Here is a 14,865-nt window from a genome sequence, read left to right as displayed (position 1 = left end):
CGGGCGGCGGGATTTATCCTCCAAACACGGAGCGAATAGCCTCGAGATAACCTAGGCCGTGTACGGTGTCCGGCTCAATGTAACTACCCTCGGTCCATTCGTTCCAAGAGTTGATCGTAACGATTGGCGGGAGGGTTCCGCTGCGGACCAGGAACTCCTTTACCGCGGCGAGCGACTTGCGAAATTGCTCGGGTGTATTGTCGACCAGAATTGGTGTAAACGGGTAGCCAAGATTGGCGTGGATATCCGATTGAACGGTACGGGGACTGCTATCCCAGCCCATCGATACGTTAGGGAAATAAGGTATTCCGTACTTGTTGAAATCCTGGCGATAGCTCTCCCAACCGGCTTCGGCTAGTTTGGCATAAGCCGGATAATCGACCGTTGGATAAGTGTCCATAGGTACATTATGAACCCATACATAGGAAGTGACGCTATCGAAGCCCAGGTCTTGCACGCGTTCACCGGGATTCTCCAGTGTTCGTTCGCCGGGCAAATTCTGAATGCCCCAGACGACCGCGTTGAGATGCAACTCTCCAAGACCCGCCGCCCGCACTTTGTCTCGAAAGGCAGCCAGCGCCTCCTTTGTCTGAGAGAGACCGCCGAGGCTCTGGATCAGGCTCATTAACTCGTATACGGAGAAATACAAGCCTCCATTTACCCGCCAGTAAGAGGGGTGGCAGAAGTAACGTTCGATCATATAGTCGCAGGCTGCTTCGAACGCCGACAGCGACACTTGGCCACTATGCAGCAGGGTATGGTCCATTCCCCGTTTGTATGGAAAGATGTTAATCCAATCGTGGTTAGCCCACATGAGGGAGAATTTGAGCCGATCGTTGTTGCTCGCTTTAAGGAATCCTTCCTCCAGTGCCCGATTTAGAAACGGACCGTCCTCGTACCAATACCAATCGTAAATAAAGGTGTCGATCCCATAATCCGCTGCATGGGCGATCTGCTTCTCGGCAGTCTCGGGCTTGGATTCATCCAGATATCCCCACAGCGGCACCTTGGGTTGCTCATGACCCGGGAAGCGAGGCGTCGCCCGGCGGACAAGATCCCATTCTGTCCAGCCTTCGCCATGAACGGCTTCGTTGCGCGGATCGACATGATAATTCGGAAAGTAATAGACGGCGACTTCGTATTTGCTGCTCATGCATCCACCTTCGTCCTTTGAATTCTAGTTCTAGTACGCACTTTAAGTGTAACGAAAGGGGGAGTGAGCGTATTTGGACAAATCGACGGCTTTGTTGCAATATTCACCGGAATTTGGAACGGAGGGATTGGGCGTAATGGAGTGGCGACAAGCCTTCAACGCGCTTGAACAATCGGCTGAAATAATGAATGTCGGGGTAACCGACCTCTTCGGCAATTTGTCCAACCGACAGCGAAGAATGAAGAAGCAGATCTTTTGCCCGTTTCATCCGGATAGCAACAAGCATCTCTATAGGCGACTTGCCCGTCTCTTCCTTAAACAGCTCGCGAAAGCGGCTCGGGGACAGATGAACGGATGACGCGATGTCATGAAGTTGTATCGGCGTCCGATAATGGGTCTCCATCCACCGGATGGCTTGTCCGACCCGTTCGCTACGGGGATGATATAGACTTTTGCCACCCGTCGTAGTCAGTTCACGGACGATCAGCGCGAGCAAGTTAAGCAATTCGCCTCTAAGCAGAAGTTCCGCTCCGAATTCTCTTTCCGCAAAAGCAGCATACATCGAGCGCAGCAACGATTCGCAACCATGACGATCGGAGATTGAAAAAACGTACGGCAGCTCGATATCGGATAGACGGACGATTGGGCGATCCGTTAGCTCGGGCTCAACGGGTATAAAAGCTTCTTGCAGGTAATTCCAGTTGAGATAGACATCCTCGACGGAAAAATCGAATGCTTCTCCCATATAGAGAAGATCGAAATGGACTGCGTAGTAGTGAAACATATTGTCCTTAGGAACGATGCATGAATGCCTGACCATGGGAGAGAGGAATATCATATCTCCCGGTCCGGCTTTATAAAGCTTTTGGTCGATCGTGTACTCGCAGCTGCCCGCTACGACAAACTTCAACTCGTAATCGTAGATGATGCGCGGAGGAAGGCGGTATCTGTCGTTGCTTTGGATGTGCTGCACCAAGCGAACATAGGGCGCCAGCTCTAGCAGGCTGATCGTTCGCACCGACGTCGCATTTCGCTCCATATGAATCCTCCCCGCCCCCCATTGTTGGCTAAATAGTATCATAGGAGCAGAGAGTCCGTCCATCCTCTAAAATATAGAATAGGTAATGCAAAATACAAACATGTGAATGATAGAGCAGTTCCCTTACTCTATATATGAAACCGCTTACCAGGGAGGGTGAAAGATTAATGAAAAGACGAGTATCGTTAGTCATCGCATTTCTTGTCATGTTTACTTCACTTGCTGCAGGTCAGTTATCAATTTCGGTTCAGAACTTTCATGCCGCGTATACCACGGAAATGTGGAAAGCGGTCGACATCGCTATGCATAGTTCAAAGAGCTATTCCAATCCTTTTACGGATGTAGAAATCAGTGCCACATTTACTGGGCCCGGAGGTATAACCTTGACAATACCGGGGTTTTGGGATGGCGGGAATACATGGAAGTTTCGGTTTGCTCCTACGGCTACAGGCACCTGGTCGTATACAACGGCTGCTTCGGATCCGACGGATACGGGGTTGCATGGACAAACCGGTACCGTAATGAGTCAACCTTATTCGGGATCCCTGAATATTTATAAACATGGATTCGTAAAAGCGGATTCTTCGAACCGCTACTTAACCTACAACGATGGAACGCCTTTCTACTGGTTGGCGGATACCCATTGGATGGGACTTTCTTATCGGGAAAGATGGGGGTCTTCTAACGATTCGAGATGGTCGTCGCAGTATAAAGGTATGGTGGATAAGCGCGTCAAACAAGGATTTTCGGTTTATCAGATGAACTTTTTCGCTTTCGAGCAAGGTGATGTGGATGCAACCGGAACCTACAATGAGGGCGGTCATGTTTGGAATTACGATCGGTATGATGCGGATGCATCGAGTTTTATTACCTCTAGCACCACATACGATAGTTATGTGGCTCACCCAACTAAAGCTCTAGACAATCGAGAAGGGACAATGTGGAAGGCTGCATCGAATGTTTATCCTCAATGGTTTTCTATGGATCTAAAAGCAAATACGACGCTTAGTAAAGTCGAAACCTTATTTGGAGAGAATGACACTTGGAGATACAAAATTGAAGGTTCGACCGATAATGTCGCTTATACAACTTTGGTAGACCGCACATCGGGAGTTTCGGGCGATACCTTCTCCGATCCCGTATCGGCTACGGTTAGGTACGTCAGGATTACGATAACGGGAGCAACAGGAGGCAGCACTCCTTCCATTCGGGAATTCAAGTTATTTAATGCTGCAAATTCTCTAATGAATTGGAGTGGATTCGCGTCTGATCTAAATCCCGGGTTCTGGCAAAACAGCGATCTTCGCATTCAATATGCGGTCGAAAAAGGGCTCGTCGTTGCATTGGGCATCGACTGGGGAAGGTTGTTGGAGAGCGGTAACGAAGCGGATTACAAAAGAATGGCCAGGTATATGGTAGCCAGGTATGGCGCTTATCCAACGGTGTGGACAGGCGGCGGGGAATATGGTCAGGGGAGTGCGGCCAGCTGGAAAAATGTACTCGATTATACCTACGCTATCGATGCATACAAACGGGCCAATACTCTTCACAATGATTACACGAATACGATAGCGTTTCGAAATGACGATGCTTATCATTTCGATTTTCTGCAGGGAGGTCATGGCGCATTACTGGACAAAAGCTACTGGTTGAATCATTACAATGAAACGCCGACCAAGGTTGTCATTGAAGGCGAAGCCAATTACGAGAATATCAACGGCATACCTTCTTATTATACGAGGGAAACAGCATGGAATGCGAATATGGCTGGCAGTGCCGGGTTCTCATATGGCGCCGAAGGCTTATGGCAAGCCACTTGGGATAGTCATGACACTTGGCAAGTTTGGGGAGGCATTCCGACTCCTTGGTACAATGCCATAGATAAGCCTGCCGGAGAACAAATGCGCTATATGAAAGACTTATTCGAAGCTGCGAATTGGTGGACGCTGGAGCCAAATCATTCTGTTATCTCTTGGAGCGGAGCTCCTTCGGGAACACAAAGCCCGGCTGCAAAAACAAACTCGGATCGATCATCGATTGTTGCTTATTTACCGTCAACGACAACAACATATAGCGGAATTCTGAATGGATTAAATATTTCGGATACCTATATGGCAAGATGGTTAAATCCACGTACCGGAAAATATACGACGATAACCCCAAATTTTCTGCCGAACGCATCGGGGCAGTGGAGTATTCCCTCCCAGCCTTCTACGGAGGATTGGACATTATGGGTTACTAAAATAACCAATAGGGTGAGTCCTCCAATTATGAGCACCGGGGGAGGAACGTATGACTCCATGTTGGGCGTGGCGATGACTACGACGACTAGTGGCGCAACCATTCATTACACTACCGATGGGACGACTCCGACGACGGCAAGTCCTGTTTACACAGCTCCTTTGCTAATTACGTCTCCTTCAACCGAAACGATCGTTATAAAAGCTATAGCTGTTAAATCGGGAATGACAACTAGTCCTCAATCGATTGAATATTATAAGCTGTTGACGCAAAATGTTGCTTTTAACCGGACTTACAGCAGTTCCTCCCAATACGATGCGAGTCAAACTGCCGCAAAGGCGTTCGATGGTACTGCTTCCAACTGGCAGGCGGCATCGGGTAAATATGCAAATGAATGGCTGCAAGTCGACTTTGGCAGCAATGTAACATTTAACTCCGCCGTAATTAGCGAATATGGAAATCGTACAACGGGATTCCGCGTCGAATACTGGAATGGTTCCGGGTGGTCTACGGCTTATACGGGAACAACCATTGGCGATTATGGTTCTCCTTTGACTGTAACTTTTCCAAGCGTAACCGCAAGTAAAGCACGGCTGTTTTTTATTGGCGGTACTGGTTTTCAACCCATCGTTTACGAGTTTGAACTCTTAAATCGAAATCATGCATTAAATAAACCAGTGTCCAATTACACCAGCTCTTCGCGGTACGACGATAATCAATCCGCCGATAAGGCGTTTGACGGTTCATCTTTAACAAACTGGCAGGCTGCCAACAATCTTTTTTCGGGGCAATGGCTTTCGGTTGACTTCGGTCAATCGGTTACTTTCAGCAAGGCGGTAATAACCGAGTACGGAAACCGCACGACAGGCTACAAAGTTGAATATTGGAACGGTTCCGCATGGGCAACGGCATACACGGGAACGACGATTGGTGATGTAAACACGCCAAGGACCGTAACTTTCCCCGCAGTAACCGGAAGCCAAGCGCGACTCTACTTTACCTCCGGAACCATGCAACCTATTGTATACGAAATTGCAATCTACTGAGGGTTGCGCTTGAACGAAGACATGAGGATCGGGCTCCTTCCGGATATAACGGAAAGGAGCTCTTGCCGTTATCAAATACAATCCGAACAGGTTCAACGCATCATTGACTGACAACGGTGCCTTCCGTGAGAATAGAGATTGGATATGGACACGAATTCGATGCCAATCAATGACAAGGAGAGGTTCGCAAGTGAAAATCGTTCGTTTCATCCGATCGAAATTACATTACAAAATGATTTTAATCTACTCTCTATTAACGCTAGTTCCTCTGATCATTGTGAGTGCAACCTTCTATGTAACGTCGAAAGGAATTCTTGAACATAATGTTGATCAATCATTTAAACAAACCATGTCCGAAACATCGGATAAAATCGATGGCGTTTTTAAGGCGTTTGCTAACGAAGCTTCTGACATCGGCGACAATTTGTTCGTGTACACGCTGCTACGCAACGCTTGGAATCCTGATCAATATCCACTATCGCCAGCCGAACGAGCGGCTTTGACGGAACGAGTGGAAGCAATGCTGTGGATTGAGTTGGGCAATATGAGCAAAAACATTGGCGATTTCGCCGATTCCATTCACATTTTTGACGTTCAAGGCAAACAATATTTTGCGGGTGCCGAATCTGGAATTCAGTATTACGATGCGATTGTCATTATGCCGTTCGAAAAACAAGGCATTCCGGAGTGGGCGTTTTTTATCGATAATCGTCGGCTCATCTGCAACTTGCAGCTCGTTGATTCGGCAACTGGTACCGTACTGGGTAGTTTGGTTGTCTTGTTAGACCCCATCAAAGTTACTGCTTTATACGACTCTTATGAAAGCGGTTCGTTTTTTATTACGAACGCCAGTAATATTGTGATGTCCACCGACAATCCAAATAGAATCGGCCAACTCATTCCCACGCAAGCTATGGGGGATACGATCGCGACGGAACTAAAATCCAAATCGACGGGATTTAAGTACGTAAGCCGCATTCCGGTATCCGAAGCAAGTGCTGGCATCCGAAAGTTGGCAGTTTTCTCGGTCGTGGTAGCGCTCGCATCTTGGGTGGCGGTAATCGTCATTACCTATTACGTACTGAGAAAAATAACAAGTCCTTTGGCTACTTTAAGCAATCTCATGCGCAAAGCGCAGAAGGAAAACTACCAGCTCATCGAAAATTTCGGTTCCCATGATGAGATTGCCCAACTTTGTCATAGTTTTAACCGGATGATAATGGAAACAAAAGAATTAATCCAAAAAGTATATAAAGCGGAACTCGAGCAGAAGGAGGCCCAGTTGGCGGCGATCCGAACGTATTTCAATCCCCACTTTTTGCACAACACCTTGGAATACGTCAGCATTCTGGCCAAATCCAAGGACAAGATCGATCGGATCCCCTACGTCGTGAAAAGTCTGTCCAGCATCATTCGTTTTTCCATTTCGCCGGGGGAAACCTTCGTTTCTTTGGACGTCGAAATGAAATTTGCGAAAATCTATATGCAAATTCATCAATATCGATTCGAAAACCGATTCGAGTATCATATCGATCTGCCGGATCACTTGAAGCAGGTCGAAGTTCCGAAATTAATTCTTCAACCTATTATTGAAAATGCGTTCATTCATGGCATCGACCATATTCGCGGGAAAGGCCGAATCGACATTAGAGCTTACGAAAGTCAATTCAACCTCGTCATCGAGATTGAGGACAACGGCGGTTCTGCACAACCCCGCCCTCGCGAATCAAAAGGAATGGGATCAGGCTTAAAGGGCATAGAATCCCGTATTCGGCTGCATTTTGGGAATCGTTATGGCATTGAGAAACTGCAAGGCGAACAAGGAATGGTCGTAAAGCTTCTTATGCCTATCATCATGAAAGAACCAACGGATGTCCCAACTGAAAAGGAGATTGCAGCGCCATGAAACTATTTATCGTCGATGACGAAAAGGCGGTTAGGGATTATATTGTCTCTTTACCCGCTTGGCATCGTCTTGGTTGTACGATTGTCGGACAAGCGGCTGACGGGTGGGAAGCTTACGAAACAATATGCAGGGCAAAAGAGAAGAAGCCGGATGTGTTAATCACGGACATTCGCATGCCCTCCATGGACGGCATTGAATTAACTCGTCGTATTCTCGACGTCTGTCCTGATATGAAAGTGATATTTCTGACGGCACATGGGGAATACGAATATGCCAAGCAGGCCGTAAAGCTAGGCGTTGTCGATTTTATAACGAAACCGTTTCATGAAAATGAACTCGTAGATAGAGTTCAATGGATCAGAGACCATAGATTGGATCGCCGGAGACCGGATTGGGTCCAACAAGAGGCATGGATACAGTCGCTTTTGACAATGCCGCAACGGGAGATGCCCGGATCGCTTGACTTGCCCACAACGTTGAATCAACCGGTCATTTTCTTTTTTATTGAAATCGACAATTCAGGTTTATTGGACGATTTGGGTAAACCGTTTACCAACCTTACTTTACGAGAATTCATCGCCGACGTTATGACATCGTTTCCTCATACTTACTGGTCGGCCCTGGCGCACGGCGGCCTATATTTAGTTTTGTTCATGTCCCCCTCTGCCACGAAGGAACAATCCGTACATGAAGCGATGGAGGTAGCCCGGAAGATCCTGGGAGCTATTGGCGAGTCATGCGGCTTTAGTATTTCGATCGGCATTAGCGATTTGCTGCCATCTGTGACGGAGCTTCGCAGGGGACGTGAAGAAGCCAAGAAATGTTTGGAATACCGGATGTTGATAGGACGGAATTCGATCGTTGCTTATTCCGCTATGCTCTTAATGCAGGAGCAGAAACGAGAGCAGTCGGAGATGAATCGTTCCGAGCTGTCTGACCTCTTGCGCAGAGGAGAACAGGAGCCGCTCTCCGATTATTTAAGATCCAAGAGCAGAACGTTCATGATGGAAGGCATAAGCAAAACGCGTATCCAGGAAGCCTGCATGGAGATGGTGGAGACGGCGGGCCAAATTCTGCATTCGTTTGGTATCCAGCCAAGTCCGGAGGAAACGATTGCTGTCCGCAAAGACGTACTGTCTTATACCATCCTTTCGGATTTAATGGCATTTATGGAGTCGTTTTTAAAAAATACGGCATCTCAGATTAGTGCTGTCAGACAGAATACGCCCATCCATTATATCGATGCCACGATGAATTTCATCGAACGACGTTATATGGAAGACATCACGCTGCAAATGTTGGCAGAAGAGCTTTTCGTCAATTATTCGTATTTAAGCAGGTTGATAAAGAAAGAAACTGGACGGAATTTTAGCGATGTATTGTGGGAACACCGTATCAACATCGCTAAGGAGAAGCTGTCGACGACAAGCATGAAGCATTATGAAGTAGCCTATGCCGTAGGGTTCAAGGATGCAGCCCATTTTAGCCAATTGTTTAAAAAAATGACTGGAAAAACCCCCAGCGAGTATAAAGGGTAAGGAAAAATACAGAACAGTTCAAGACAAATGGACATATGTCGATTCTTGTTTCGAAACGATAAACTTATGGATATGGAGGCTAGTCGACGGACGGTGCCAATCCTAATCACTTCAATATGGAGGTCAAATCTATGAAAAGAAAAAGAACGCTTCTCGTACTGGCAAGCCTATTGCTAGTTGCGCTGATTTCGGCATGCGGAGCAAATCAATCGAACGAACCCAAAAATGCGAATGCAACAGACGATTCTTTTACGATTCGAATCGGGACCTGGTTTATTGACGATCGGCCCTTCATGCAAGAGTTCAAGACGAATGTTGAGAAGTCTTACAAAGAGAAATATCCTAATGCTACCATCCAATGGGATATTACACTCGGGGATGCGTACGCAGATAAGCTGAAGGCGGAGCTGGCCTCGGATACGGCGCCGGACGTGTTTTTCCACCAAGGTAAGACGGCCGTATTCGGAGAAGTAGGGTATTTGGCGGATTTGTCCGGAGAGGCATGGGGGGCTAAGCTGAATCCGGGAACGAAGAGCGCTTATTCGTACAAGGACATGGTATACGCACTGCCTATGGGCATCGCCTCGAGCGGAATTTGGTACAACAAGAATATATTCGCCGACCTAGGGATCGAAGTGCCGAAGTCATGGGCGGAAATGGAAAGCGCTTTCGAAAAAATACAGTCGGCAGAGATTACACCTGTGGCTGCAGGTTTTAAAGACGCTTGGACGGCAAGCATGACATTTAATCTGTGGATGCAGCCTCATGGCTACGAGAGCAGTCCAACGTATGGCAAGGATCTTTACGAAGGCAAGAAACGACTGGACGGACCGGAAGTACAAGCGGTCATGATGCATCTGCAAGAAATGGTCGAGAAGGGTTACTTGAACAAAAACGCGCTTAGCATTGATTGGCCGCAATCCGCGGATCTGTTCACTTCGGGCAAGGCGGCCATGATCGCTCAAGGTCCCTGGATGCCAGGCACAGCTCAGGAAAACTTCCAAACGAAAGGCCATACGGCATTCGAACTCGGATACCTCCCGTTCCGAACAGAAAAAGGGTATGCCAAGCTGTCGCTAGGTATTGACCAATCGCTCTCGGTGAACGCCAAAACAAAGCTCCTTCAGCAAGCAAAGGATTTGGTAGCCGTTATCGCGAGTCCAGAGGTCTATGGGCCGTTTAATGTGGGTAGCGGAACCGTGCCTGGAATCCAGGGCATGCAGCTCGAATACCCGAATGCCGCGTTAAACGATTTGTTGAAAGTTGTTGACGAGACGGAATCCGGTATCGGATACGAAGCTTATTTGCCTGCTTCGGCTATGACGTCGCTGACGGAGACTTTTACGAAGGTAGCCTCGGGCATCAAACTTGATGTAAAGGATTTGACGGAAGCCCAGAAAAAGTTGGAGAAGGACATCGGAACTGTCATTCTCCCCGCAGAGTAATCGAAGACCATATCCATTCGACCGGCCCTCTTCGAGCGGCCGGTCGAATACTAAACAGGTGATGTTATGATGAAAGCAAGCACCCGGGAGTGGTGGGCTGGTTTTTGGTTCATTCTTCCGGCAACGGTATTATTTTCGGCATTTGTATTTTACCCTTTTGTTTCAAGCATCTACTATTCGTTTACAGAATGGGACTCCATTCGTCCTGCCAAGTTTATTGGTTGGGACAACTATGCGTTTTTGCTTGAAGACTCCAAAATGCTTCAGGCGGCCAAAAACACGATCTTGATCACCATCTTCGGAATTGTCGTCCAAAATCCCTTGTCCTTACTGTTGGCGATCTTGTTGAACCGTTCTTTCCGTACGAAAATTTTGCTCAGAGTCGCGTTTTATTTACCGGTTGTCGTCAGTCTTGTGGTCACCTCTATCGTGTGGGGCCATATTTTGCAGTATGAAGGTTTGCTTAACGGATTTCTGGAACGAATGGGGCTGTATAGCTGGGTGCGCGATTGGCTGGGAGACACACGGTCCGTATTTCCGACCATTATTGCATTGACGCAGTGGCAAGGACTCGGGTACTGCGCGGTGATTTATTTAGCCGGACTGCAAACCATCCCCCAGGATTTGTACGAGGCTGCGAAAATGGACGGCGCCAAGGCGTTAAACCGATTTAGACATGTCACGCTTCCGATGCTTATGCCCGCGACAACGATCGTCGTTTTTATGACCATCGTCGGCGGCTTGAAAATGTTCGATATTCCATACATCATGACGGGCGGGGGCCCCGGTTCTGCTTCCTATACCCTGACGCTTGCTATTTATAATGCCGCATTCCGGGAAAATACGTACGGCTATGCCATTTCGGGCGGGATTGTCTTGATGATCTTTATCATGATCGTTACGCTGATCCAGTTGAAGATCATGCGACGGAAAGAGGTGGAGATGTAATGAATAAGCGCTCCGCCAAGCGGAAAAACCCTACGGGCATAACGTTGGAGATTATATTAATCATTGCTGCTTTCCTGTTTTTGTATCCGATATTTTATCTCCTTCTGACAAGTTTTAAATCTCCAGCTCAAATCAATCAACCTTTAGCAATGCCCGACTCTTTATATTGGGGCCATTATGAAAAAGCGATTGAAAAAGTAAACGTGTTGCTAGGTCTGTTTAATACGTCCGTCATTAGCGTTGGATCAATCGGACTGTTGGTCATTATCTCTTCTATGGCAGGTTATGTTATAGCGCGTATTCCGCGCAGGTTCTTTCAGTTTCTCTTTTTTTTCTTTATCTCGGGCATGGTCATTCCGTTACAAACAGGCATGATCCCCATTTTTAAAATGGGAGTTGCCTTGCATCTGATTGATACGCGCACTTTCATGATCCTGTTATACGCGGCAGGAGCGCTACCCATGGCGATATTCATGTACTCGGGTTTTACGAAATCCATTCCAAGGGAAATCGAAGAATCGGCTGCCATTGACGGGTATGGAAAGTTCCGTGCGTTCTGGTTGATTATTTTTCCTCTTATGCTTCCGGCTACAGGGACTCTTATTATGTTAAATATATACGGGATCTGGAACGATCTTTTCGGTCCGCTTCTTTATTTAAAAGATCCCTCAAAGATGACTCTAATGTCTCAAATCGTGCAATTTAAGGCCAATCACCAATCCATCGATTATGGTCCGATTTTTGCGCTGTGCGTGATGGCGACTTTGCCGCTGATCGTTTTATTTATCTTTACACAAAAATATATGATGAAAGGACTCGTCGCCGGTGCAATCAAAGGCTGATCCCGTTTTCACCGCTAAAACTCAGAGGTCGGAAATGCATGGTTTCGGTATTGGAGACCTTCGCGTCGAATACAGGGGAAATCCGATCGGGATTGGCGTACGCATCCCCCGGTTTAGTTGGAAGCTTTTCGGCATGGGGAGGGCAATTCGACAAAAAGGATATCATCTCCAAGTCTCTGAGAACGATCCGTATTTCGAAAATCCGATCTGGGATACCGGAGAGACAGGCTCGGACCAGTCGGTGCACATCGTATACGATGGACACCCGCTAAGGTCCCGTCAAGTCTACCATTGGAGAGTTCGTGTTTGGGACGCGAAAGGACGGGTAAGCGACTGGGAGTCCTCTTTCTTTGAAACGGGTATTTTGGATTTTAGAGAATGGAAGGCTCAATGGATTACCTTTGATCCAGGGAAACATAATCGCCCATGCGAAGCCTCACCCTTATTGCGGAAAGCCTTTAAAGTGCATTCTCCCTTGCGTTCCGCAAGAGTTTACGCGACGGCTCTCGGGTTGTATGAATTGGAGATTAACGGCAAACGTTTAAACGATCAATTGTTTACCCCTGGGTGGACAAGTTATCACAAACGGCTTCAGACCCAAACCTTTAATGTGACGGAGTATATCCGCAAAGGCGATAATTCGATTGGAATGACTCTCGCTGATGGCTGGTACAAAGGCAGGATAGGAGGACACCCCTGCGATTTTTACGGGGATCGTCGGGCCGGATTGCTTGAATTGCATCTCGTCTACAAAGACGGCAGCGAGCAGGCAGTCGTTACAGACGGTTCCTGGCGTGCGGAGACGGGGCCGATCTTAATGGCTTCCATTTATGATGGAGAAACCTATGACGCCAGGCTCGAGAAGGAGGGGTGGAGTCTGCCGGAATACGACGATCGAAATTGGTTGTTCGTTGAAACGACGGAGCGCTCCAAGCATATGCTGATCCCACAGGAAAACGTTCCGACAGTAATCGTAAGAGAACTTAAACCTGAGCGGGTTTTGCATTCGCCTAATGGCGAGACCATTTTGGATTTCGGCCAAAATATGACCGGTTGGGTTTCCTATTCAGCATCAGGTGATGCAGGAGCGGTCATTGAGCTGATACATGCCGAGGAGTTGGATTCGGACGGTAACTTGTACGTTGAAAATTTGCGTTCGGCCAAGCAGATAACCAGATATATATGTAAAGGAACGGGAAATGAACGGTATGAACCGAGATTTTCGTTTCAGGGCTTTCGTTATGTGAAAGTGAATGGTTATCCGGGGGACGTGATCTCCGAATGTTTTACAGCGCATGTCATCAGTTCAGACTTGGAAGAGACGGGTACTTTCGAATGTTCGGACCCGCTTGTCAATAGATTGCAGGGCAACATTGTATGGGGACAGAGAGGAAACTTCCTTGACGTGCCTACGGATTGCCCGCAACGAGATGAGAGATTGGGATACACGGGCGATGCTCAGGTTTTCGTTCGTACAGCTGTCCATAACATGAATGTTGCCGTTTTTTTTGCAAAGTGGCTGAGGGATTTGAAAGCGGACCAATTGCCTGCCGGCGGCGTACCCAACACGATTCCCGACACGTTGCCGGGGTGGGAGATGCATTCCGCCTCCGGATGGGGGGATGCCGCGGTTATTTGTCCATGGACGATTTATCTATGTTATGGAGATCTGCGCCTGTTAGAAGAACAATACGATAGCATGAAAGCATGGGTCGAATTTTTGCGGAGTTCGGGGGAACAGGAATATCTTCGAAATGACGGTTTTCAATTCGGGGATTGGCTGGCGTTGGATGCTCCGGCGGGAAGCTATACAGGTTCGACGCCAAAGGACTTCATCGCGACTGCGTTTTACGCTTATTCCGCAAAATTGCTCTCCAGATCCGCCTTGGCGTTAGGTAAACACGAGGATGCGGCCATGTACGAGGAGTTATTCGCCAACATTCGAGTCAGCTTTAATAAAGAGTTTGTTACGAGTACGGGAAGATTGGTATCCGCTACTCAAACGGCACACGTATTAGCTCTTCACTTCGGCTTGGTGGAAGGTTCGATACGCAAAAGAGTGGAGAAGGACTTTATTCGGTTAATTGAAGAATCGGAGTATAAGTTGACTACGGGATTTCTCGGGACGCCTTATATTTGCCCGACGCTTTCGGAAATCGGGAGAAACGATCTGGCTTATCGGTTGGTATTATCCCGCGACTACCCGTCCTGGCTTTATTCCGTACAAAATGGCGCCACTACGATCTGGGAACATTGGGATGGACGGAAATCGGATGGTTCGTTTTGGAGCAAGGATATGAACTCCTTTAATCATTATGCATTTGGAGCGATCGGGGAGTGGTTATATCGCTTCGTGGCAGGCATTGACACGGCCCAAGACAGACCGGGTTTCAAGCATATTCAAATCAAGCCGCTTCCTAACGATGGGCTTAGTTACGCCAAAGCGACCTATCAATCCATGTATGGGGAAATTGTTTCCGGTTGGAAAGTCGCGGACGGGGCGGTGAACATAGAAGTAACGATTCCCCCGAATACGACGGCTACGCTTGAATTGCCGAACGCGCTTCAGGACCGGGTGACGGAGCAAGGCGTACGGCTTGATGAAGCAGAAGGGGTACGGATCATCGCACTCTACGATTATCGCATTATTCTGGAATTGGAATCGGGCTTCTATAATTTTCAATATGAATGGATAACGTGAACAGGA

Annotated in this window: 9 protein-coding genes; 7 read left to right on the top strand and 2 right to left on the bottom strand. The window is 47.7% G+C overall.

Going from position 1 to position 14,865, the window contains the following annotated elements:
- Positions 1-13: 13 nt before the first annotated feature.
- A complete protein-coding gene (locus KJW29_RS23515; RefSeq protein ID WP_214626451.1) occupies positions 14-1,153 on the bottom strand; it encodes a glycosyltransferase WbsX family protein in 1,140 nt (379 codons plus the stop codon).
- A 103-nt stretch (positions 1,154-1,256) separates the two neighbouring features.
- A complete protein-coding gene (locus KJW29_RS23510; RefSeq protein WP_214626450.1) occupies positions 1,257-2,192 on the bottom strand; it encodes an AraC family transcriptional regulator in 936 nt (311 codons plus the stop codon).
- 134 nt (positions 2,193-2,326) lie between these two features.
- Between KJW29_RS23510 and KJW29_RS23505 the strand changes: the two genes are divergently transcribed.
- From KJW29_RS23505 to KJW29_RS23475, 7 genes are all read left to right on the top strand, one after another.
- Entirely contained in the window at positions 2,327-5,479 is a 3,153-nt protein-coding gene (locus KJW29_RS23505) for an apiosidase-like domain-containing protein (protein WP_343222636.1), read from the top strand.
- A 190-nt stretch (positions 5,480-5,669) separates the two neighbouring features.
- Positions 5,670-7,385, top strand: coding sequence for a sensor histidine kinase (locus KJW29_RS23500; RefSeq protein WP_214626448.1), 1,716 nt, complete (start codon positions 5,670-5,672; stop codon positions 7,383-7,385).
- Complete coding sequence (locus KJW29_RS23495) at positions 7,382-8,923, top strand: response regulator (protein ID WP_214626447.1); 1,542 nt, start codon at positions 7,382-7,384, stop codon at positions 8,921-8,923. The genes KJW29_RS23500 and KJW29_RS23495 overlap by 4 nt, the downstream gene beginning before the upstream one ends.
- A 131-nt stretch (positions 8,924-9,054) precedes the next feature.
- Positions 9,055-10,368, top strand: a complete 1,314-nt coding sequence (locus KJW29_RS23490) for an ABC transporter substrate-binding protein (RefSeq protein ID WP_214626446.1) — start codon at positions 9,055-9,057, stop codon at positions 10,366-10,368.
- A 66-nt stretch (positions 10,369-10,434) separates the two neighbouring features.
- On the top strand, positions 10,435-11,316 hold the full coding sequence (locus tag KJW29_RS23485) for a carbohydrate ABC transporter permease (protein ID WP_214626445.1): 882 nt from the start codon (positions 10,435-10,437) through the stop codon (positions 11,314-11,316).
- Positions 11,316-12,158, top strand: coding sequence for a carbohydrate ABC transporter permease (locus KJW29_RS23480; protein ID WP_214626444.1), 843 nt, complete (start codon positions 11,316-11,318; stop codon positions 12,156-12,158). The genes KJW29_RS23485 and KJW29_RS23480 overlap by 1 nt, the downstream gene beginning before the upstream one ends.
- A 34-nt stretch (positions 12,159-12,192) precedes the next feature.
- Complete coding sequence (locus tag KJW29_RS23475; RefSeq protein ID WP_214626443.1) at positions 12,193-14,859, top strand: glycoside hydrolase family 78 protein; 2,667 nt, start codon at positions 12,193-12,195, stop codon at positions 14,857-14,859.
- Positions 14,860-14,865 lie beyond the last annotated feature (6 nt).

Source organism: Paenibacillus agaridevorans (assembly GCF_018604145.1).
Lineage (GTDB): Bacteria > Bacillota > Bacilli > Paenibacillales > Paenibacillaceae > Pristimantibacillus > Pristimantibacillus agaridevorans.
Note: the sequence above shows the minus strand (reverse complement) of the source record. Positions and strands in the feature narration are given on the sequence as shown.